This window comes from Mucilaginibacter psychrotolerans, assembly GCF_004519315.1.
GTDB classification, from domain to species: Bacteria; Bacteroidota; Bacteroidia; order Sphingobacteriales; family Sphingobacteriaceae; genus Mucilaginibacter; species Mucilaginibacter psychrotolerans.
This window is the reverse complement of sequence record NZ_SOZE01000007.1, coordinates 39,628-63,179: the sequence shown is the minus strand read 5'-3', so window position 1 is coordinate 63,179 and position 23,552 is coordinate 39,628. Positions and strand designations below refer to the sequence as shown.

Genomic DNA, 23,552 nt, shown 5'->3' with positions numbered 1-23,552 from the left:
CTTTTTTATTGTTGCCGGGTATCCGCAAATAAATGCTACATTAGTTTCTGTAAACCTAAGCTATATATGGAAAACCAGCGTGCAACACGCAAGCAAATACACATCATCAGCCGGTACAGCAACTGGCACGCCGCAGGCATTAAACGTACCTTAAGGGAAGAGGGCATTTACGCCGACAAAGCAAAATGGGCTAAGTTCATTGATGTGGCCTTACTCGGGCTGGGGATAGCTTTCGCGGTGGCTGGCATCATCTTCTTTTTTGCTTTCAACTGGCACAACCTGCATAAATTTGCGAAGCTTGGCATAGTGCAAGGCCTGGTTATCACGGGCGTTTTAGTGTCGCTTTTTGCCAACCTGAAACCTGTGGTGAAGAAGCTCATCCTTACCGGCGTATCTTTTTTGGTGGGGCTACTATTCGCGGTATTCGGGCAGATATACCAAACCGGTGCCGGTACTTACGATTTCTTTTTGGGTTGGAGCGTATTCATCTTCATCTGGGCCATAGTGGCGGAGTTTGCACCTTTATGGTTGGTACTTACCTTGCTCATCAACACCACTATTGTTTTATATAGCGAGCAGGTAGGGCCAAGTTGGTCGGCCACTACGCTTTGTTTGATATTGTTTGCCCTAAACGTGGCCATAATAGCTTTGGCGCAATGGTTTTACCGTAACTACGCCGATAAAGTCCCGGTGATCCTTTTCAGCAAAATAGTAGCATTGGCTGCCGCCGGCTGCATTACTATCAGCATTGTCAGTGGCATATCTGTCAACTATTACCAGGCTACTCCGGATACGCTTTGGCCGGCGCTGTTATCGATGGTGTTGGTGTACGGTTTTGCCGCAAATTATAGCGTCCGGAACAAGTCGCTTTATTACCTGTGTATCATTCCGCTGAGCATCATTATCATTATTACATCGTGGATTATGAACCTGTTTCGTGAAGATTCCGGCGGAACTTTTTTCCTCATCGCTATTTTCGTGGTTTTTAGTATCACCGTACTGGTAAATACGCTCATTACCTTAAATAAAACCTGGCATGCAAACCAATAACCACACAGATGGGCTGATAGAGCGTTTATCAGAGCTACATGGCGAAGAGTTGGCCATTAACAGGGAAGCTATTGATAAGGAACTGGCGGCCGATGCCGAGGCCTACCAGGGCCTGGGCATTAAATTGCTGTCTATCGGTGGTGGTTTGCTGGCCACTTTTTTCTTTTTGGGTTTTGTGGGCCTGGTGCTGACCCAGGCATCCGAAGCCTCGATATTTGTTGGGTTGTTGATTATGGCGGGAGCCATCTGGTTGAACAAAACATCAACCAATACCATTTTAGATACCGTTTTAATAAGCTCTTACCTGGCCAGCTTTGGCATGATTGCTTTTGGTATGGTGCAGCTGCATGTAGATGCCAACGCCATTGCAACCGTATTGTTGATATTGGCGGTGATTACCTGCGTGGTTACATCGGGGTATATGCACAATTTCTTTTCGGTGCTGGTGGCTTCGGGTTGTTTGTTTGCCTTTGTTTTGATAAACGATGCTTATGAAATAACGCACTTGCTTACCCTGCTGTTGGCCTGGAGCTACGCCTGGATGTGTTTGAACGAAACAGATCTGATAGCGCAAAATCCGCAGCTTAATGCCCGCTACATGGCTTTGCGCAATGGCCTGCTTTTTTCGTTTATCGCTATACTGGCCTACCTGGGCGTTGCTGATTTTCGCAGCAGTTCCTTACAGGATAATTTCATATCAGGGCTTATCATTATTGCGGTAACGGCGTTTGTATTATATGCCATAGTGCGGGCTCTTGCGCTTAGGGCAAAAGATAAGTTAATGGTTTACGTGCTTGGCGGCATTTTGCTGGCATCTACGGTGTTTGCGCCGGCTATTTGCGGGGCCTTGCTTATCGTTTTCCTCAGTTTCCATACCGGCCATCGCACGGGGATTGCAGCCGGCCTGGTGGCTTTGGTGTATTTTACCGGCCAGTATTATTACGACCTTAGCTACACCCTGCTCATCAAATCGGAGATAATGATGGCTTCGGGTGCGCTGTTCTTTCTGGCTTGGTTTATCCTAAAAAAACAGTTGAAACGTTATGAGCAAAACTAAGTACATCATCATATTCATCAACCTGCTGCTGTTGCTGGGCTATTTCAATTGGAGCATTGTCGCTAAAGAAAAAACGCTGAGCGCAGGCAAGCGGGTATTGCTGGAGCTAAAACCTGTAGACCCGCGCTCGATTATGCAGGGCGACTACATGAGCCTCGCTTATAAAATAGACGATTTGCCGCCGCACGCAAATATAACCAAAAGAGGTTATTGCATAGTTAAGGTGGATGCACATGGCGTTGGCCAAAAACTCCGGTTACAGAATGAGTTGAAACCCCTTGCACCCGGCGAGATGGCCATTAAATACTTCTTTAGCGGCAACAGTTATTTCGCCAATATACACCTCGGCGCGGAAGCATACTTTTTTCAGGAGGGGCAAGGCAAGCGTTTCGAAGCCGCCAGATATGGAGCATTAAAGGTTGATGATGCAGGCAACAGCGTTTTAGAAGGGTTGTATAACGAGCAGTACCGGCTTATTAAATAAGTTTTGGTGTTTTAGGGCGGTTGTATCAGAATTAAAAGCGAAGTTAAACAACAAAGTAAAATTCCTTGGGACTTTGTGGTAAGTTTTACCACAAAGCACGTAAAAGCGAGAAACACAGAGATTGCCTGAAAGGTTTATACTTTTGGTGATAAATCCCCTGCAATTTGCCTGTGGTTTGTCATAATTACCTGCTGCACTTACGCTATATATGTTATAACCTTAAATTTGCTGCCTTTATAATTGAGGCCCACCAATGCATAAGTACATAGCCATTTTTTTACTCCTGTTCAAGATATCCCCCGCTGCGGCTCAATACGACTGGAAACTGAAGACCGAGAAAGACGGCATAAAAGTGTACACCAGCCTGGTGAATGGCTCGAAATTTAAGGCCATTAAAGTAGATGCCGAGCTGGATGCCTCGCTATCGCAGCTGGTAAAGGTGTTGCTTGATGTAAAGGGCTGCCCCGACTGGGTCTCGCACACTAAATCGTGTACGCTTATCAAACAGGTGTCGCCTGCCGAGCTTTATTATTATTCGGAGATTGACGTACCCTGGCCCGCTACTAACCGCGATTTTGTTGCTCACCTCACCGTGCGCCAAAACGCCGAAACCAAAGTAGTTACCGTTGATGGCCCCGCCGTAGCCGGTTTTGTGCCCGTAAAAGATGATATCGTACGGATTACCGCCTCAAAAGGTGAGTGGGTGATTAGCCCCTTAGCAAAAGGCAAAGTAAGGGTGCTTTACACCCTAATGGTAGACCCTGCCGGCAATATCCCGGCCTGGCTCATAAATCTGCTGGCCACGCAAGGCCCCATGAATAGTTTCCAGGGCTTGAAAAAGCAACTGCAAAAACCCGAATATGCGCAAGGGGCGAGTTTCATCAAAGATTAATAAGTGCGCTTTATCAGGTGTAACCTTAGTTGGTAAAATGGTGTCTCAGGCCATTATCACCTTATCATGCGTATCAAACTTTCGTTCTCCTATATTATTTCTTTCCTGCTACTGGTATTGCTGATGCTCGAACTGCACGAACTTGTACATATCACCACGGGCCGCATCATCTGCGGCGCCTTTGGCACCCGCGACTTCAACGTGTGGCAGCTATGTGCCGATTGCGAAAAAGCCCACCCCTTATCCTGGGTGGCTACCCTCGCTGGTCCTGTTTTTTCTTTCATGCTGATGTGGCTGGGGATGTATTGGCTGTATGCTGCAAATGCCAAAATGCGGGCCTTGGGTTTTGCGTTTATATTCGCAAACATTCCTTTCGGGCGCATCAGCCAGGCCATGATGGGCGGCGGCGACGAGATGCTGGTAACGCGGCACTTGCTTAAAGACATTTTAAGTCATGGGCAAATGGTATGCCTATGTTCGGCTGTTTTGCTGGCATTGGGCTTGCCGCCAATTATGAAAGCTTACCGTAGTATCACTAACAAATATACCTGGCTGTACTTATTGGGTTTTTTAACGTTGCCGCTGGTGTTTATATTAAGCTACGTGCTAACCTTGCTTAATTCACTACTGAATGACGGTTTGCTGGCTACACCTTGGGTTATGGGTACACCGTTGCTGATAACCTTGCATACGTTGCTTGCCGCGGTATTATTTACGCTGTTTTACAAACGCCTGATGTTAATTGGCGTAGGTGCTTAATCTTCCGGACTTGCGGGTTTGGGTTTGGTGTTTGCCTTAAGCATCACTCTTCCTTTTTTGGTTAAGGTGCAGGCCGGCGAGCGGTCGTTCTCGGCACCTTTGGCAATATCTATCAGGTTGTAGGCCCTCAAATCTTTAAGGTCTTCCTTGCTGATGTGGATAGCCATGCCTTTTTCGGCAATAACTTTAAGCGCTGCAACTACCTCGTCGTGTTTCATGGTGTTTTATTTACGGGGCAAACCAATGTTTGCATGCAATACTCAAATATATCACATTATAAGCAACAAAGGTAAACTTTAAGCGTATTGAAGGGTAATAAAGCTGTAAACATAAAGCGGTTTTATGCGAGTTGCAGTTCCAGCATAGCCGAAAATATCGCGCCATCGTCGGTAATAACCAGTTGGTGCTTGCCGGGATACAAAATATCCAGTCGCCGTTTGAGGTTCTTGAGGCCGATACCTTCGCGGGCCTCCGCTGCTTTCTCGCCCTTTTTTACATCGTTGATAATGGTGAAGTAAAGCAACCGCTGATTTGTAGAAAGATTCAACACGATGTTGATCACAGATTGGCCCACCCCATCGGTGCCGTGTTTAAAGGCATTCTCTACCAGGGATATCAGCAACATAGGGCCGATGTTGAGGCCAGGATGGCTACTGTCCAGCTCCATTTTTACGCTTACCTCATCGCCAAACCTAAGCAATTGCAATTCTATATAGCTTTTGAGGTAGGCTATTTCTTTATCCAGCGGTACGCGGTTGTCGTCGCTTTCGTAAAGCATGTAGCGCATCAATTGCGAAAGGTTCATGATGGCAGGCTCTATCTTGTCGGATTTTTTGCGGGCCAATGAAGTGAGGTTATTCAGTACATTGAACAAAAAATGCGGGTTTATCTGCGAACGCAAAAAGTTAAGCTCGGTACGCAAGTGTATGGTTTCCCGCTCTTTTACCAATTGCTGGCGTGCATTGTTATCCAATATAATGCGGTAGCAAAAGCTGCACAGCAAAGCAATAAATGGCGAAAGTATGGGCATGAACATGCCAGGTCCGCCCCGCATCGGTCCGAAATTCATTTTTTGCCCCGGGTGCAACGATTGTTCCCAGCGTTGCCGGGCCAGTTCTTCCGCAGCCGTCTGTGGCGGCAGTCCTCTGAAGATGAACCAGTAAACCCAGTAACAAGCCAGCAGTGCTGCGAGCAGGCAAAAGTAGGTGAACCATCCGCGTTTTTGGATCAAAGGATACAGCAGGTAAGTATTGATGTAGAACAGCGCCAGCAACACGATGTTCGACGTAACGATATTAGTTACGAAATGGTGCCGCATCCATTCGGGCATGTTGGGCGGCCCGTTTACGAAAGGCAGCACCAACAGCAGGAACCACGCCAGCACCGGCAGCAAATTATATACCCAGGGCTTATAGTTTGGCTTGTTCATAGGGCAAAATAGCTTGAAATGCAATAATCCGCAAAAACACTCGACCAATGGCCTCATTGACGAGACCAAACGCGTTAAATAATGTTAAAAAAATAATAATTCGCGCGGCATACTGTTTCTTTGGATAATGCAAGCCCCTAATGCTTGTACAGGTAGATATGCGGTGTATAATTATTGACGACGAACCCCTTGCCCTCGAGCTTTTAGCAGATAATTTGCAACAGGTGCCACGCCTGCAATTGGTAGCCAGTTGCCGCTCGGCTGCGCAGGCCATGGAGGTACTGCGAACTGAAGCGGTTGACCTGATATTTTGCGACATACAAATGCCGGGCATCACCGGGCTGCAGTTTATCAAAAGCCTGGCGCAAAAGCCCATGGTAATTTTTATAACTGCCCACCACGAATTTGCGCTGGATGGCTTCGAACTGGATGTGGTAGATTACCTGCTGAAGCCAGTGCCCCTGGAGCGTTTCCTGAAAGCTTGCAACAAGGCCCTGCACCTTTACGATATGCATAACAAGCCGGCAGCCGCAGCGCCCGAACGCAACCGCGATCACCTGTTTGTATATGCCGATTATAACCTGGTGCGCATAAACCATGGCGAAATTACCTACATAGAAGGTCTTAAAGATTACGTTAAGCTGCACCGTACGGGCGTGGCCAAGCCGCTGTTGTCGCGCATTACCATTAAAGCGTTGGAAGAACAACTTCCTGCCGACCAGTTCTTCCGTACCCATAAATCATACATCGTAAACCTCGGCTATGTGCAATCGGTACGTAAGGGGCGTATTAAACTGAACGATGTGGAAGTGCCTTATACCGATAACTACCGCGATGTGATCAGCCGAATGACGGGGAAAGTATTTTAGGCGCCACTAACCAATAAAACTCTCGTCATGCTGAAATTTTTTCAGCACCCCATCATAAAAATCAACGATTGCAAAGCCGGGGATGCACAGCCACGAATGCAAAGCTTATGAGCTGCCGTGTGGGGTGCCGAAATAAATTCGGCATGACGGCCTGGAATATTCCTCCCCCAATCTCCCCATTGGTCTATACAATACCCCGCTTCATCTCTTTTATTTGATAGGCAGGTATCCATCATCCAAATTAGCAGCATCATGTTAATTTGATGGATAGAAAACTACGTTACACGCTGCTGTTTATTTTGATGAGTGCGGTTGCCTACGGGCAACACCAAAACACCCGCGAAAAACTCAAAAAGATCAAAATCGACCATTTTTTTACCTGCACGCTGGACCAGATGATGGATACCCTTGCGGCTAACTACGATCTCGCCATCGTTTTCGAGCGCGATTCGCTGGTGCAGATGGATATCACTGAACACTTCTTCGATGAGTCGTTGGCCAAAGTGTTCAAATTTGTGTGCAAAGAGAACCATCTGCAATATTGGATTGAGAACGACGGTACCATTTACATACTACAGCAACCCGATGATTTGCCCCGCCTGAAGCTCAAGTACGAGCTTAACCAAACGGCCCGCAATTTTAAGCCAGCGATTATACCCCCACCCGCTGCGCCGCCAAAGCATTACATGTTTGCCCTAACCGGCCGCATTACCGACCAAAAAACAGGCGAATCGCTGCCCGGAGCCAGCGTTCGCATCCGGGGAACAGAGTTGAGCGCGCTAACCAATACCAGCGGCAATTTTACCATCCTCAATATCCCATCAGATACCTCCCTGGTTGATGTATCTTTCATAGGGTACCAACCCGATGTGTTTCGGCTGGACAGCAGCAGCGTAAAGGGCGGCGTTAATTTCTCGCTTTATCCATCGTTGAATGCGCTTAGCCAGGTGGTCATCACCGGTAAAAAGAAGGGGGTACTCAATACCGATAGTAAAAAGGTAAGTGTTATACAGCTTACGCCTGCCTTATTGGATAAGCTGCCCAATATAGGCGAAAAGGATATCATGCGCGCGTTCCAGCTGATGCCGGGCGTTGCAGCTACCAACGAATCCTCATCGGGCATCTACGTACGTGGCGGCACGCCCGATCAGAACCTGGTTACCTTTGATGGTTTTACCATTTACCAGGTAGATCACTTGTACGGTTTCTTCAGCGCGTTCAATAGTAATGCGGTGCGCGATGTGGAACTTTACAAAGGTGGTTTCTCTGCCAAATACGGCGGTCGCTTATCCAGCGTTACCGAGGTGCGCGGCAAGGATGGTAACAAAAAAGAAGTGAATATCGGCGGCGATATCAGTTTGCTCAGCACCAACGTTTATGCCGAAACGCCGGTGGGCTCCAACGCGTCCGCACTGATAGCCATCAGGCGCTCGTACCAGGGGCCATTGTATAATAAGTTGTTCGGGCAGTTTAACAGCAGTACGGCCAATACTGGCGGTGGTGCTACCAGGGGTGGTCCGGGTGGCGGCGGCGGCCCAAGTGGCGGCGGTTTTGGCGGCGGCGGTTTCAATAACCAAACTACGCCCTCTTCTTACTTTTACGATTTAAATACCAAGTTCACCTGGTCGCCATCAAGCAAGAATTCATTTAGCTGGAGTATGTACAACGGTACCGACCGTCTGGATAACAGCCGGGAGATGACCTTGCCGTCCTTCCTCACCTCATCGGGCGGTACGCTTAACATCAGCGATGATACGCACTATGGTAACTTTGGTACCAGCGTAAAATGGACCAGCAGCCCGAGCCGGAAATTATTCGGCAATACGGTGCTTAGCTATTCCAGCTTCTTTAGCGACCGCGACCGTGGCACCAACGGTACAATTACGGATAGTGCTACCACCACTACCATCAATAGTGGAATGTTAGAAAATAACCGTTTGAAAGATGCGGGTATCAAAACCGATTGGGAGTGGAATGCAGCATCAAAAATAAAAGTGCTGTTCGGCGGCTTCAACTCCAACGTAAAAATCGATTATACTTACCTGCAGAACGATACCACAACACTCATCAACCAGCATAACAGCGGTTCTACCGCAGGCGGTTACGCGGAGTTAGAATACGAACCGAACGACCACTGGCACATACAGCCGGGTATCCGTAGCACTTATTTTTCGCCTACTGGTAAATTTTACTATGAGCCAAGGTTATCGGCCATTTACCACGTTACAGATCGCATCAACCTTAAAGGCGCCACAGGCAGGTTTTACCAGTTTACCAATAGGGTAATACGGGAGGATGTAAGCGGCGGCGACCGCAACTTTTGGGTGCTGGCCAATGGCAGCAATATTCCGGTAGGGGTATCCGACCATTTTATAGCCGGGGTCAGCTACGAAACCTCAAAGTTCCTTTTTGATGTAGAGGGTTATTACAAGAAACTCAGCGGCCTTACCGAGTATTCTATACGCCAGTTGGGCGGCGGCACAGCCGGCGGTGGCGGTTTCGGCGGGCTTATGGGCGGCGGAGGCACCACCACTACCGTCACCGAGAACTTTTACAATGGCAGCGGCTATGCAAAAGGCATCGAGTTTTTATTGCAAAAGAAAACCGGAGTGTACACCGGTTGGGTAAGTTACACCCTGGCCGAGGCCAAAAACAAGTTTGATGTCTACGGAACCGAATATTTTTCTGCTGCGCAGGATATCAGACACGAGTTTAAATCGGTAAACATGTACCACCTGCAACGCTGGAGCTTTGCAGCAACCTTTATCTTCAGTACCGGGCACCCTTACACCGCGCCTGCCGGTGTGTATAACGTTAATACGCTCGATGGCAACAAAATCACTTACCTATCGGTAAGTACCAAAAATGGCGAACGCTTGCCTGCCTATCATCGTCTGGACCTATCTGCCACTTATGATTTGCTCAAGACCGACGCCACAAAAATAGGCAGCATCAGTTTCTCGCTGTTCAATGTGTACAACCACCGCAATACATGGTACAACGAGTATTATATCCGCGGCAACCAGGTGATTACCACTACTGTAAAATACCTGGGCCTTACGCCCAATATCACCCTTAACCTGAAACTGAAATAATGGTAAAGAGAATTATATATAGCATCATATTGTTTGCCGTCTTGTTTTCGGCCTGCCAAAAGGATAGCACCACAAGCGTTGCCGAGCGGCCGGTAATTATCAGCTACCTGGTAATGGGGCACCCCATAAAAGTTAACGTGTACGAGCAAAAAGCCTTTAGCGATACCGCCGCCTATGGCCCACGCATTGGTGGTTTGCAATTACAGTTGAGCGATGGCGCACAAACCGTGCAGCTAACCGAAACCACTATAGGCAATTACACCTATGCCGATTCTACCTTTTTACAAACCGGCAAAACCTATACGTTACAGTTTACTTATAAAAACCTGGTCGTATCTGCGGGTAGCATAATGCCTGCTGCAACCACGGGTTATACCGCCTCTAAAACCAAATTTGCCATACTGGTTGGCGCTAGCCCGGCCGAATCTGATTCTACGGCCATAAGGTTCACCTGGAACAACCCCGATTCGATTTACCACGTGCTGGTATTCAAATACGATGAGGCCAACCAGTACGCCAATGGCAACGGCAATTACCCATCCAATTTTACTATCAACGCCAAGCAAGCCGCCTATTACGATGTGCCTTACCGCCCGTTCAGGTATGCAGGGAACTACAGTGCCATACTTTATACCGTAAATAAGGAGTACGTGGATATCCTCACCAGCAATACCAATACCAACTCGCAGCAACTAAATAACCCGCCAGGCAACATCACCAATGGCTACGGTATTTTCACGGCTATGCAGGCAGATACCATAAGGCTGGCGTTGAGCAATTAGCGGGGATGTTATATGCGGCGAGCCATCACCACATCGTCTTTGCGAGAAGCAGCGCGGGCCAATTGCGTTTGGGGCGACGAAGCAATCCTCGGTTAGCAGAGTGCCTTTGCAAGTGCGACCTTCGCACCGATGATTGCCGCGTTATCACTCGCAATTACATAGTTGGGTATAAGCTATCATCTTTATACTTATGCGCGCTCCCCCTTGGGTCGGCTTTTCGTTAGAGAGGGGATTATACAGACATTCCGTCACCACATCGTCTTTGCGAGAAGCAGCGCGGGAAAAGCGCGCTGGCGGCGACGAAGCAATCCTCGGCCAGCAGAGCGGCTTTGCAAGTGCGACCTTCGCACCAATGATTGCCGCGTTATCACTCGCAATTACATAGTTGGGTATAAGCAATCGTCTTTAAACTTATAGGCGCTCCCCTTTGGGTCAGGCTTTCCATTCTTACGCCTGCAGGCCTTAATCCGCTAGCCCGCGGCCGGTATCCACTTCAATCCTTAGCGCAGGATGAGGCCGCCGCTCAGATTTGACAACTTTTAAAAAGTTGTCAAATCTCAATCGCGCCAATACAACCGATTGCGGCTTATCCCTTTTAATCCTACCTTACAGCATCAAAACCAATAGACTGATGCCATCATCGCGAAGAGATTTCATAAAAAATGCCGCCCTTGCCGGCGCAGCGGCTATTACTTTACCATCTGCCCTAAACGCAACCGCTTTACCAGACACTAACAAAGATGGTGAAGGCTATACTTTCTTGTTCCAGGGCGATTCGATTACCGATGGTAACCGCACCCGCGATAACGACTGGAACCATATCCTGGGTCATGGCTACGCTTATTTGATTGCCGCGCGTTTATGGTACAACTTCCCGCAGAAAGGCTTTCACTTCATCAATCGCGGCATCAGCGGCAACACCGTGCCGGATCTGACCGCCCGATGGGACATCGATACCCTTGCCCTAAAGCCCAACTTGCTGAGCATTTTGATAGGCGTAAACGATACCATGCATGCCGTTTGGGGCGATAAAGGCTATACTGCCGAAAGCTATGAAACCAATTTCAGGGCGTTGCTTACCCAAACCATGCAGAAGATGCCCGATGTGCAATTGGTTATATGAGAACCCTTTATACTGCCCGTAGGTAAAGTAAGAGAGCAATGGGACAAATACCTGAGCGAGATAACCCCACGACAGGCTACGGCAAAAAAACTGGCTGGGGAATTCAATGCCATTTATGTACCCCTGCAGGAGCATTTTACCAAAGCTGCAGCGCAGCACGGCCCGCCCGAATACTGGATGTGGGATGGCATACACCCTATGCCCAACGGACACGAATTATTTGCCCGCGAGTGGATAAAGCAGGTAAGCAAAAACCTAAAATTTATAAGGTAATCCCGACCGGGATGTGGCCTGTTAGGGGCAGTACAGTTCAGTGTCCAGTACGCGCGTTTCAAATTCGGTTATGGGGTAGCGGCTTTCTATCAGCTTCAGCAGCATTTCAACCGCTATCTTGCCCATTTCAAATGCCCTTTGCCGTACGTAAATGATGGATGGTTGTAACAAATCCACCACATCCGAGTTGGAGAATCCGGCTATTTTGATGCCCCCGGTATCCAGCCCCAGGTTTTTGATAGCCCTGATGCAGCAGATACTGATACTGTCGCTACCGATGAAGATGGCATCGGGTTTATCGGTATTGGCCAACAGCTCCTTTAAGGCGTCCTCTACTTCCTGGTAATCGCTGCCGCCTTTATAGCAGTATCTAACCAGGCTTTCGCTAAAAGGGATATGGTGGTGTGACAGGGCTTCTTTATAACCGGCAAGCCGCTCGTTAGTGATAGATAATTGCGGGGCGCTGGCCAATAAGGCAATACGGCGGCAGTCCATACCAACCAGTGCCCCGGTTGCCTTAAATGCACCGCTCTGATTGTCGGAGGTTACTTTAAAAGTGTCTATCTCGTCTATTATCCTGTCGAAGAAAACAATCGGCAGTCCGTTTTTATTCAGTCTGGTCAGAAAATCGTAATCCGTTGTGCCCGATGACATGGATATCAGCAAACCATCTACCGAGCGGTTAGCCAGATGATTCACGTTGATGCTTTCCCGTTCGGTAGAATCGTGCGTTTGGGAGATAATGGTGTGATAGCCCTTTTCGTAAGCTACAGATTCTATACCGGCAATAGCTTGCGAAAAGAAACTATTGGCCAGCTCCGGCACCACGATGCCTATCGAATAACTTCGTTTGTTTTTTAGTCCCAGCGCATTCGGGTTCGATTTATAGTTTACGCTTTGCGCGTAAGCCACTACGGTCTTTTTTGTTTCGGCGCTTATTTCATAGCCATCGCGCAGCGCCCGCGATACGGTGGAGGGCGATAGGTTCAATGCCGCAGCGATATCTTTTATGGTAGCCGGTTTATACATTTATTATAAAGCAATGTACAAGTATAAAGCAATTTGGTATTGCCTTTAGTATAAAGAATCAAACAGATTCTTTCCAGGGAAATCGCCTTTAGATTAGAGGCTGATTGGGGGGCACCTATGCAGCCTTCGGGCTTTTGTTACTGCCGTTATAAACACGATCCCCTAACGGAGTGTTTAGCTCGAATTGAGTTTTACGCTACGTTAGGGGTATTGTGTTTATAGAAAATTAACAGGCAATGCTGCGGGCTTCGTAGGTGCCCCCATTTAAAAGCGGATCTCCCCGAGGTTTTTCCCCTAACTAATCAAATTCTACTCGCACACAAGTATGGCTGCCCAATTAGGGTGCTGTTTAAAGATATCCGCAATACTACGCCAGGCGGCACAGTTGGCATGTTTTGCGGCTCGATAGCGGCTTTTTAAAGCCGGTGTTAACTACGGGTCAATTTTGCGTTTTGCGATGATCTTTATGTTAAATTTTTGCTGATTTATCTGTAGTTGCACAAAATTTGCTATTTTGTTTTCGTAAAAAGAAATTGGCGTTAACACTCTCTTGAGCATTTACGTGCAGGTTGTTTCCGGCGCTTCGATGATTACGCAAAGCCGTATAATTGCCCCCTCCTTACGCAACCATCCAAGCAAAATTGCCCTAATTCAGTATTCACACCATAAAAAACAAAAACCAATGAGCACAATTAAAGTAAAAGACGGAACGGAGATTTATTACAAAGACTGGGGGACAGGGCAACCTATCGTTTTCCACCATGGTTGGCCACTATCAGGCGACGATTGGGACCTGCAGATGATGTTTTTTGTAGAGCAAGGATACCGCGTCATAGCGCATGACCGCCGCGGGCACGGTCGCTCTACCCAAACCGCAACCGGCAACGATATGGATACCTACGCGGCAGATGTTGCAGAACTGGTAGCAGCACTTGGTTTGAAGGATGCCATACACATTGGCCACTCTACCGGCGGCGGCGAAGTTATCCGTTATGCAGCAAAGCACGGCAATGGCCACATAGCCAAGGCTGTGCTCATCAGCGCGGTTACCCCCATTATGGTGCAAACGGAAGAGAACCCTGAGGGCATCCCTTTAGCGGTGTTCGATGGCATACGCGAAGGTGTAGCAACAAATAGAACGCAGTATTTCCAGGATTTTACCATGCCATTTTTTGGGTATAACCGCGAGGGGGCTAAAATATCACCGGCTGTTAGAGACAACTGGTGGCGCCAGGGCATGATGGGCGGCATAAAAGCCCATTACGATTGTGTAAAGGTATTCTCTGAAACAGATTTTACCGAAGACCTGAAAAGTGTAGATATCCCCGTGCTGGTGTTGCACGGCGAAGACGACCAGATAGTGCCTTTTCCGCTCACTGCTGTTAAGGCTATCAAGCTGCTGAAAAACGGCACACTGATTTCGTACCCGGGTTTCCCGCACGGCATGCCTACTACCGAGGCTGCAACCATTAACAAAGATTTGCTGGCCTTTATAAAAGCATAATAAAATAATCGAAGCTGTATCAAATTAAGCAATTAGCATGGCGCTGTGCCCCCTCTGTGGCTTCTCTGCAACCTCTGCGGTTAAAATTAACCATCAAGGATTTCGATTTGATACAGCTTCTTTTTTATTATCCGTTGGATTAGGTACCAAAGCGGTTACAAGCACGAAAAATAATTCCAGAAAAGCTAAATTGATTTAGCTTTTTATAACTTTGTTTCATGAAACGAAGTTTACTGGCTACTCTTTTTGTTTTTTATACCGCAAGCAACCTTTACGCGCAAACCATCAAACCCTTTAAAGCGGGCGATAGGGTAGTGTTTACCGGCAATAGCATTACCGATGGCGGGCATTACCACGCTTACATTTGGCTGTATTACCTTACGCATTTCCCCAACAGGCGCATGCAATTCTTCAACGCCGGCATAGGCGGGGACGTTGCCCGGCAGATGTACGAACGGCTGGATGGCGACGTATTCGCTAAGAAGCCAACGGTAGTTACGCTCACCTTCGGCATGAACGATACCGGCTACCAAAACCTCAAAAGCCCTAATGCCGACTCGGTTTACGCGGCAAAAGTGGCCGAATCTTTAAAAAGCTTCGCGTTAATTAGCAGTAAACTAGCGCAATATCCGGGCGTGCGCAAAGTGATGATAGGCTCCTCACCCTATGATGAAACGAGTAAGATAAAGGCTACGCCCTTATTAAAAAAGAATACAGCCATGCGGGCCATTGCCGCAAAACAACAGGCAGAAGCCATAAAGCAAAATTGGGACTACGTCGATTTCGGTGCACCGATGACATCGATCAATCAGCGCGGGCAACTGACAGATTCTACCTTCACCCTGGAGGGCAGCGACCGCATACACCCCACTAACGACGGGCAAATGGTAATGGCCTACGTGTTCCTCAAAGCACAGGGCTTAGCCGGGGGCGAGGTGGCTAGTGTTGCTATAAATGCCCCCAATAAAAAAATCGTTTTAGCAAAAAACTGCTTAATTACGCGGCCAGCCATCAACTCAAAGGACTTACAATTTACTTATCTGGCCAATTCGCTGCCGTATCCTATGGACACCATCCCAAGCGGGTTCGGCCGGCCGGATAAGGCGCAGTCCGAAGCCTTGAAAGTAATACCCTTTACGGAGGAATTTAACCGGGAGATACTACAGGTGAGCGGCCTGCAGGCTAAAACATATCATTTAAGTATCGACGGCAAAACCATCGGCACCTATAGCGGCGCTGAGTTTGCGCAGGGTATAAACCTGGCGCTGATCAAATCAACCCCGCAGTACCAGCAGGCTTTGGCGGTGATGCACATTAACGAAGAGCGCTGGGCAATAGAACGCCGCCTGCGCGAGTATTACTGGATACACTACTCCATCCTGAAACCCAAAGGATTGCTATTTAACGATAGCGAGGCCACGGTAGATTCGCTAAAGCAATACGCCAAAAAGGATTTCTTCGTGGCTATTACGCTTCCATCCTATCAAAAGGCGCGCTTTAAGGCAGTACGCGATGCCTGGCAAAAAGAGATGGACCTGCTCACGAACGAGATGTACACCGTAAACAAACCCTTGCCGCATCGCTTCCGTATCACCTTAGTTAATTGATTTTGATGAAATCCTACCTGAATATCATCCGCGCGACTTGGAAATCGCTTTTTAAAATATCGCGCACGATGGAATGTGCGATTCCCCTCTCGAGAGGAGGGGAGGGGGAGGGGGGTGTTTGCACGCTATGCATTCTGCTATGGCAAGGTGCCGAACACACCCCTCCCCTCATGCAAGCCACCGCGCCACCTCTCGAGAGGGGAACAAAGAATTTGAAAGCGATTTCCCCGCTCCGCGTGATATTAGTGGCGCTTATTGCCTTGATTGCACCCGCTGCATCCGCGCAAACGGCTTATTATATCGATGGGTACCACGGCGGTATATGGGGGCACTACCCGGATTGGAATACCCGCTTTATGGCGGATATGCTGAAGAATAACCCAAACTGGAAGATCAATATAGAACTGGAGCCCGAAACCTGGGCCCGCGCAAAAGCGGTGGACCCGGCAGCCTATGCGGATTTTAAAGCCCTGTTTGCCTGCCAATCCCTCAACGGTCGTATCGAATACGTAAACCCCGCCTACGCCCAAAGCTATAATTACAATATCTCCGGCGAGAGCATCATCAGGCAGTTTAGTTACGGCATGAAGCTGGTGCGGGAGCATTTCCCAACGGCGGTATTTACCAGTTATTCGTCCGAAGAACCCTGCTTTACCAGCGCCTTGCCGCAAATCCTGACTTCTTTCGGTATCAAATATGCATCGCTCAAAAACCCTAATACCTGTTGGGGCGGCTATACGCAAAGTCATAGCGGCGAGTTGGTGAACTGGATCGGTCCGGATGGCAGCAGTATCGTCACATCGCCGCGATACGATGTGGAAAAGCTCTCGCCAAAATCAACCTGGCAAACCATCGCCTGGAACAACGCACCACATTATATCAACGCTGCCATTGCCGCCGGAATGCCCCACCCCATCGGCATGACCTTACAGGATGCCGGCTGGAAGGAAGGCCCCTTCATCGGCAGCGGGCAAAAGGGCACTATCAACAGCATCTACACCACCTGGCGCAACTATTTTGGCAACATTGCGAAAAACGATGTACGCGAAGACTGGCGGTTCTCGCAGGAAGATGTACTGGTGAGCCTGGTTTGGGGTTCGCAGGTGATGCAACAGATTGCGCAGGAGGTGAGGGTATCAGAAAATAAGCTGGTGATGGCCGAGAAATTGGCGGCTATGGCCAAAATATACAAGGGTACGCCCTGGCCGCAAGCGCAGCTCGATTCGGCATGGCGCACGTTGCTGTTATCCCAGCATCATGATTGCTGGATAGTGCCCTACAACGGCAAACCCGGCGATACCTGGGCAGATAAAGTGGTTAAGTGGACCAGCAACACCAACGCCATTTGCGATAGCATCATCAACACATCTATGCGAAGCCTCGGCAAGGGCAAGACCCGGTACGTAAACGTTTATAATACCACAGGTAGCAACAGGGCAGAGGTGGTTACTTTTGAATTGCCACCCGGGGTTAGTCCCTACGGATTGGTGCTGTTAGATGCAAAAGGCAAACCGGTATCAGCGCAGCTATCTGCCGATAAGGCCAGTGTGTTGTTTAAGGCAATTGTGCCGGGAATGGGTTCCGCTGCTTACCAGCTAATTTTAAAAAATAGCGCTAATCGGGATGGCAGCTTGCTTAAGCAACTGTCCGATGGGCGATATCTGATTGAAACCGACCTCTACAAAGTCATCATCGACCCGGCGAAGGGTGGTGCAATCAAAAGCATCATCGCTAAGAAACTTGATGGTAAAGAGTTTATAGATCAAACAAACGTCCGTGCCTTTAACGAGTTGCGTGGCAATTTTTATAACGACGGCGGCTTTAAATCCACAGCGGATAACCCGGCGAAGGTGGTGATATTGGAGAATGGTCCGCTGCTGGTTAAACTCGCTATCAAAGGCACCATCAACGGAACGGCTTATACCCAAACCCTTACCCTGGCGCAGGGGCAGCCACGAATAGATGTTACGCTCCATATTGATTGGAAAAACAATACCGGCATCGGCGCGGCTACGCCCAAAGGGACTTACCGTTTAGAAAACCCTTTGAAAGCCTTTTACGATGACCGCGAAAAACTGTTGGCTTACTTCCCGCTGAACCTTAAAGACCAGAAAGTTTATAAAAACGCCCCCTTCGATGTTACCGAAAGTAAACTGGATAATACCTTTTTTACCCGCTGGGACAGCATCAAGAACAATGTGCTTTTGAACTGGGTAGATGTGACTGATGGGGACGGCAAATACGGCATGGCCCTGTTTACCGACCATACCACCAATTACGCCCATGGACAGGATTTCCCTTTGGCTTTAGATATCCAATACGCCGGCATGGGCCTCTGGAACCGCGACCATAGTATAACCGGGCCAACTACTATTCACTACGCCCTGTTGCCTCATGCCGGCGTTTGGGACAAGGCGGGCATAGAAGCAGAAAGCAGGAAATGGAACGAGCCGTTATTAGCGGTAGCATCGGCTGCCGCATCCGCCAATTCGTTGTTACAGGTACCGCCGGGCTATGAAATATCAGCCGTAAACTTTGAGGGTAACGATATGCTGGTGCGCCTCTTTAATACAGGTGCGGGCAACGTACAAAGCAAGGTAATATTTAATTTGAAAGCAGATAAGGTTGAGTTAGTTGAGCTTGATGGTAGGGTTAAAGCTGCGTTACCAATAACCCGCCTAAAAGCAGGTGGCCTAAGCGCAAGCCTTAGCATGCCTAAATTCGGCATCAGGACGGTGAGGTTAGTGAATGCTAGGAAACAATAAAAACGTCATTCCGAAATAGATTCGGGATGACGTTTATTAGTTTTACGTAGCGATGGGTTTGAAACCTCGAGTTTTCGGAGCGTTGTGTTCAAGCAGTTACCGATTGGTTTGAACATACCTAACCTCTAATGCAGCTGTATTCCGTCGACTAAAAGTCGACGGCAATGAAGGTGGGTTTGCGGTCGTTGGCGTAAATTAAAGTACGGTAAAAAATGATGCACCTTCATTGCCGTTCCATTTATGGAACGGATAAGCAATGCTGAGTGGTAATGCAAACACCCCCCCGCCGCGGCATTGTCCACACTTGACGCAACAGCCTTGGTGAGCGTCCACGCTCACGTGATTGGATGGGCTGTTTAATTGCAAACGTCATCTTGAATTTATTTCAAGACCCCATCAGAAAAGTGACCAACATACAAGCGGCTTTGCACGGCATGACTATTATTAGTTTTACGTAACGATGGGTTTGAAACCTCGAGTTTTCGGAGCGTTGTGTTCAAGCAGTTACCGATTGATTTGAACGTAGCTAACCCCGAATGCATCTGTATTCCGTCGACTAAAAGTCGACGGCAATGAAGGTGGGTTTGCGGTCGTTGGCGTAAATTAAAGTACGGTAAAAAGTGATGCACCTTCATTGCCGTTCCATTTATGAAACGGATAAGCAATGCTGATTGGTAATGCAAACAACCCCCGCCGCGGCATTGTCTACACTTGACGCAACAGCCTTGGTGAGCGTCCACGCTCACGTGTAGGGTTTTGCAAAATTTAGTAGTTCAACGAGGACGATTTAAGACAGCTAGCATGCAATTTATGCTCCCGAAAAATATTTCCTCCAAAAATTTGCTAAATCGTTTTTTCTTGTCTAATATTGGGCTTATTATAAAACCGATTAGGCAGCAGCGCCTGTGTTTCTAAGTTTTGTTTTCCAGTGTCCCGCCGGGTTTGTGGCCATCAGCAATCGTTGTGCGTGCCTCGTCCCGGCAAACCAATTGTAAAAGAGCATAAATGTTTAATCTTATCAGAAAATATCTTGCCCTAACGGCATTGCTGGCTTTATCGGCTACGCAGACGCTGCGCGCGCAAACCCCGGCATCGTACGTTAACCCGTTCATAGGGGCAAGTACCAGTACGGCCGATGCCGGCGTGTACCACGGCCTCGGCAAAACTTTTCCGGGTGCGGCTACGCCTTATGGTATGGTGCAGCTAAGTCCCAATACCATCACAGGCGGCGATAATGGCTCGGGTTACAGCTACGAGCATACCAGTATAGAAGGCTTTGCCTTTACACAAATGAGCGGCATAGGCTGGTACGGCGACCTGGGCAATTTTTTGGTGATGCCTACAGTAGGTCCGCTGCGCACAAAGGCCGGCACTATCGCACATCCCGAAGGCGGCTACCGCAGTATGTACGCCAAGCCCAGCGAAAAAGCATCGGCGGGCTACTATAGCGTGCTGCTTACCGATAACAACATTAAGGCAGAAGCTACCGCCGCCCCGCACAGCGGTATGCTGCGCTTCACCTTTCCAAAGAATAAACTTTCGCGCATTCAGATAGACCTCGCCCGCAGGGTAGGGGGTACCTCCACTTTGCAATACGTAAAGGTGGTTGATGCGTACACCATACAAGGTTGGATGAAATGCACGCCCGATGGCGGCGGCTGGGGCAACGGCGACGGGCATGCCGATTATACCGTTTACTTCTACGCCAAATTCAGTAAGCCGCTAAAAGATTACGGCGTTTGGAGCGCCGATATCCCCGATGGCTGGGTGCGCAAGCGCGAAGAAGTAGGCAGCGATAAATACCAGGATGTGGTAGCAAACGCCGCTATTTTAAAGAATATTAAAGAAAAACAAGGGAAACACCTGGGTTTCTACACCAATTTCGCCACGACCGAAAATGAGCGGGTGCTGATGAAAGCAGGCATTTCCTTCGTGAGCACGGCGGGTGCAAAAAACAACCTGCTCGCCGAAATCAAGGACTGGAATTTTGAGGCCCTACGCCAAAAAGCCACCGCGCTTTGGAATATTGCCCTGTCTAAAATAGCCGTACAAGGCGGCACTTTAGAGCAGAAGAAAGTATTCTACACCGCGCTGTACCACACCATGATAGATCCCCGCATCATCAGCGATGTGGATGGCAATTACCCCGGCGGTGATGGCAAAGCACATAAAAGCGCGGTATTCAAAAAGCGCACCATATTCAGTGGCTGGGATGTTTTCCGCAGTCAGATGCCGTTGCAAACTATCATCAACCCATCGCTGGTGAATGATCTGGTGAACTCCATGGTAACCCTTGCCGACCAGAAACAGAAGAACTATTTCGAACGCTGGGAACTGCTTAACGCCTACAGCGGTTGCATGCTGGGCAACCCCATGACCTCCGTTTTAGCCGACGCTTACGCCAAAGGCATCCGCAATTACGATCTAGATAAGGCATACAACCTGGCCGTTGGATCGGTTGAGAAATTCGGCAACGGCGAGAAGGGTTACGCCCCCGGTGGCATTGGCATTGCCCAAACATTAGAATATGCATATAACGAATGGTGCGTAGGGCAGTTAGCTACCTGGCTTAAACACCCGGCCGACGCCAAAAAATACCTGGCACGCGGGCAATCGTACAAAAATATTTTCGATAAGGATAAAGGCTGGTTCCGCCCGAGAGAGGACGAAGGGGAATGGAAAGCCTGGCCCGATTCCGGGCGGATGACGCAATGGTACGGCACCTTCGAAACCAACCCCTACCAGCAGGGCTGGTTTGTTCCGCAGGATGTGGATGGCATGGTGGCATTGATGGGCGGCAAACAAAAAGTACTTGCCGATCTGGATAACCTCTTCGCCAAAACACCTGATAACATGATGTGGAACGATTATTACAACCACGCCAACGAGCCGGTGCACCATGTGCCTTTCCTGTACAATCGCCTTGGCCGGCCATGGCTTACCCAAAAATGGACGCGCGAGATATGCCGCCGCGCCTATAAAAACTCGGTAGAAGGTTTGGTAGGGAACGAAGACGTGGGCCAGATGAGTGCCTGGTACGTACTTGCCGCCAGCGGCCTGCATCCGGTTACCCCGGGCGATACCCGGCAGGAAATTACCAGTCCGGTTTTTGATAAAGTAACCCTAAAACTCGATCCTAAATACGCCAAAGGCAAAGCATTCAGCATCATTGCCAAAAATAATTCGGCAAGCAATATTTACATACAAAGCGCCAAATTAAACGGGAAAACTTATAACAAATGCTATATCGACTACGCCGAGATAGCCGCAGGCGGCACATTAGAGCTCACCATGGGGGCAGAGCCGAATAAAAGCTGGGGTATCAATCAACACATATGAAAAAACTCTATTCATTACTCATAAGTCTCGGGCTATTCGCGGGCGCAAGTGCCCAAACGGTTGCCCCTTTTAAGGCCGGCGACCGCGTGGCATTCGTGGGCAACAGTATTACCGATGGCGGCCATTACCACTCGTACATCTGGCTGTATTATATGACGCACTTCCCCAACCGCCGGGTTACGTTTTACAATGTGGGCATCGGTGGGGATGCCATTGGGCAGATAGCCACCCGTTTTGATGACGATGTGCTAAAGAGAAATCCCACCGTACTAACCCTCACCTGGGGCATGAACGATACCGGCTATTTTGAATGGTACCGCAAGGATGGCCAGCAGTTTATCGATAACCGCCTTACAGGTTCCTACAAAACCTATGAGGAATTGGTGGATAAACTGAAGAAACGTACCGATATCCGCAAGATATTGATCCTGGGTTCGCCGTATGATTTTACCAGCAAATTCAACACTAAAAACCTGTATCCCGGCAAGGCGGAGGCATTCTCTAAAGTGATCGACTACCAGCAGGCATCAGCAAAAAAGAACAATTGGGGTTTCGTAGATTTTTACCACCCGATGGATGCTATCAACAAACGCGAGCAGTTGAAAGATACCACGTTCAGCCTAACACCAAATGATCGCATACACCCCGATAACGATGGCCACCTGGTGATGGCCTACCTGTTCCTGAAAACGCAGGGCCTGTCAAACAGCGTAGTGGCCGATGTAGCCATCAACGCAACTGCCAAAACCGTTACCAAAGCAGTAAACAGCAAGGTGCTGAATTTATCGGCAAATGCTAAATCGATATCCTTCAGTTATTTAGCCAACTCGCTGCCTTACCCTATCGATACCATCCCACGTGCCTGGGGCAATCGCAAAAAGCAATCAGAAGCACTGAAGATAATTCCTTTCACCAACGATTTCAACCGCGAGATGCTTACCGTGAAAAACCTTACAACTGGTAACTACGACCTGCTTATCGACGGCGAAAAAATGGGCTCCTTTAATGCCGATGCCTTTGCCGGCGGTATCAACCTGGCCGAAATTACCGCCACCCCGCAATACCAGCAGGCCATACAAATACGCGAACTGAACGAAGAACGCTGGGAAATAGAACGCCGTTTGCGGAACTACATGTGGATGGAGTATGATTTCCTGAAAGAAAAAGGCATGCTGTACAAAGACAATAACGCGGCGATGGATTCGGTAAAAAAGTATGCTGCTACCAACATATTTGTAAACGGCAACAAGGATAATTACAGCCGCGCCCGTTACAAAAGCCTGCGCGATGCCTGGCAAAAGGAGATGGATGTGTTGATTAACCAGATATACGCTATCAACAAACCGCAAACGCATCGTATAGAAATAATAGCCACAAAATAATATAGTTAAGCTTAACGATGTATTTAACCATAATGTTCCGAACAATAGCGTGCAAGGGGGGCTGTGCGATTCCCCTCTTGAGAGGGGTGGAAGGGTGTGTTCTTGTACCATGC

The 23,552-nt window shown here is 48.6% G+C and carries 16 protein-coding genes and 1 pseudogene; 14 read left to right on the top strand and 3 right to left on the bottom strand.

The window, feature by feature from the left end:
* Nucleotides 1-66: 66 nt before the first annotated feature.
* The 5 genes from E2R66_RS09165 (at nucleotide 67) to E2R66_RS09145 (ending at nucleotide 4,242) form a co-directional block, all read left to right on the top strand.
* Nucleotides 67-1,050, top strand: coding sequence for a DUF2157 domain-containing protein (locus E2R66_RS09165; protein WP_133229868.1), 984 nt, complete (start codon nucleotides 67-69; stop codon nucleotides 1,048-1,050).
* The gene (locus E2R66_RS09160) at nucleotides 1,037-2,107 is read left to right on the top strand and encodes a DUF4401 domain-containing protein (RefSeq protein WP_133229866.1); all 1,071 of its coding nucleotides are present in this window, start codon (nucleotides 1,037-1,039) and stop codon (nucleotides 2,105-2,107) included. Before E2R66_RS09165 ends, E2R66_RS09160 begins: the two co-directional genes overlap by 14 nt.
* Complete coding sequence (locus tag E2R66_RS09155) at nucleotides 2,094-2,591, top strand: GDYXXLXY domain-containing protein (protein ID WP_133229864.1); 498 nt, start codon at nucleotides 2,094-2,096, stop codon at nucleotides 2,589-2,591. The genes E2R66_RS09160 and E2R66_RS09155 overlap by 14 nt, the downstream gene beginning before the upstream one ends.
* Nucleotides 2,592-2,844: 253 nt before the next feature.
* Nucleotides 2,845-3,483 carry an START domain-containing protein gene (locus E2R66_RS09150; protein WP_133229862.1) on the top strand — a complete coding sequence of 213 codons (639 nt, stop codon included), beginning with the start codon at nucleotides 2,845-2,847 and terminating at the stop codon, nucleotides 3,481-3,483.
* A 66-nt stretch (nucleotides 3,484-3,549) separates the two neighbouring features.
* Complete coding sequence (locus E2R66_RS09145; RefSeq protein ID WP_133229860.1) at nucleotides 3,550-4,242, top strand: hypothetical protein; 693 nt, start codon at nucleotides 3,550-3,552, stop codon at nucleotides 4,240-4,242.
* Here the strand turns inward: E2R66_RS09145 and E2R66_RS09140 are convergent.
* Both E2R66_RS09140 and E2R66_RS09135 read right to left on the bottom strand, forming a co-directional pair.
* Complete coding sequence (locus tag E2R66_RS09140) at nucleotides 4,239-4,460, bottom strand: hypothetical protein (RefSeq protein ID WP_133229858.1); 222 nt, start codon at nucleotides 4,458-4,460, stop codon at nucleotides 4,239-4,241. The genes E2R66_RS09145 and E2R66_RS09140 overlap by 4 nt on opposite strands.
* 122 nt (nucleotides 4,461-4,582) lie before the next feature.
* On the bottom strand, nucleotides 4,583-5,671 hold the full coding sequence (locus tag E2R66_RS09135) for a sensor histidine kinase (RefSeq protein ID WP_158288365.1): 1,089 nt from the start codon (nucleotides 5,669-5,671) through the stop codon (nucleotides 4,583-4,585).
* Between the two features lie 158 nt (nucleotides 5,672-5,829).
* Here E2R66_RS09135 and E2R66_RS09130 point away from each other — a divergent pair, with 158 nt between their 5' ends.
* The 4 genes and pseudogenes from E2R66_RS09130 to E2R66_RS29260 all read left to right on the top strand — a co-directional run bounded on the left by E2R66_RS09130 (nucleotide 5,830) and on the right by E2R66_RS29260 (nucleotide 11,813).
* Entirely contained in the window at nucleotides 5,830-6,540 is a 711-nt protein-coding gene (locus E2R66_RS09130; protein WP_133230107.1) for a LytR/AlgR family response regulator transcription factor, read from the top strand.
* 263 nt (nucleotides 6,541-6,803) lie between these two features.
* Nucleotides 6,804-9,635 (top strand): TonB-dependent receptor domain-containing protein, encoded by a 2,832-nt coding sequence (locus tag E2R66_RS09125; RefSeq protein ID WP_133229854.1) that lies wholly within the window; start codon nucleotides 6,804-6,806, stop codon nucleotides 9,633-9,635.
* Nucleotides 9,635-10,417: a DUF4249 family protein gene (locus E2R66_RS09120; RefSeq protein WP_133229852.1), complete on the top strand. Its 783-nt coding sequence runs from the start codon at nucleotides 9,635-9,637 to the stop codon at nucleotides 10,415-10,417. The genes E2R66_RS09125 and E2R66_RS09120 overlap by 1 nt, the downstream gene beginning before the upstream one ends.
* 631 nt (nucleotides 10,418-11,048) lie before the next feature.
* Nucleotides 11,049-11,813, top strand: a pseudogene (locus E2R66_RS29260) (SGNH/GDSL hydrolase family protein).
* 21 nt (nucleotides 11,814-11,834) lie between these two features.
* On the opposite strand, the gene E2R66_RS09110 reads toward E2R66_RS29260, so the two are convergent.
* Nucleotides 11,835-12,842 (bottom strand): LacI family DNA-binding transcriptional regulator, encoded by a 1,008-nt coding sequence (locus E2R66_RS09110; protein WP_133229850.1) that lies wholly within the window; start codon nucleotides 12,840-12,842, stop codon nucleotides 11,835-11,837.
* Between the two features lie 682 nt (nucleotides 12,843-13,524).
* On the opposite strand from E2R66_RS09110, the gene E2R66_RS09105 reads away from it, so the two are divergent.
* The 5 genes from E2R66_RS09105 to E2R66_RS09085 all read left to right on the top strand — a co-directional run bounded on the left by E2R66_RS09105 (nucleotide 13,525) and on the right by E2R66_RS09085 (nucleotide 23,439).
* Entirely contained in the window at nucleotides 13,525-14,346 is an 822-nt protein-coding gene (locus E2R66_RS09105; RefSeq protein WP_133229848.1) for an alpha/beta fold hydrolase, read from the top strand.
* 218 nt (nucleotides 14,347-14,564) lie between these two features.
* Nucleotides 14,565-15,953, top strand: a complete 1,389-nt coding sequence (locus tag E2R66_RS09100; RefSeq protein ID WP_133229846.1) for an SGNH/GDSL hydrolase family protein — start codon at nucleotides 14,565-14,567, stop codon at nucleotides 15,951-15,953.
* Nucleotides 15,954-16,165: 212 nt separating this feature from the next.
* Nucleotides 16,166-18,718 carry a glycoside hydrolase family 38 C-terminal domain-containing protein gene (locus tag E2R66_RS09095; RefSeq protein WP_204985895.1) on the top strand — a complete coding sequence of 851 codons (2,553 nt, stop codon included), beginning with the start codon at nucleotides 16,166-16,168 and terminating at the stop codon, nucleotides 18,716-18,718.
* A gap of 1,005 nt (nucleotides 18,719-19,723) precedes the next feature.
* Nucleotides 19,724-22,057, top strand: coding sequence for a GH92 family glycosyl hydrolase (locus E2R66_RS09090; RefSeq protein ID WP_133229842.1), 2,334 nt, complete (start codon nucleotides 19,724-19,726; stop codon nucleotides 22,055-22,057).
* Complete coding sequence (locus tag E2R66_RS09085; RefSeq protein ID WP_133229840.1) at nucleotides 22,054-23,439, top strand: SGNH/GDSL hydrolase family protein; 1,386 nt, start codon at nucleotides 22,054-22,056, stop codon at nucleotides 23,437-23,439. Before E2R66_RS09090 ends, E2R66_RS09085 begins: the two co-directional genes overlap by 4 nt.
* Nucleotides 23,440-23,552: the final 113 nt, after the last annotated feature.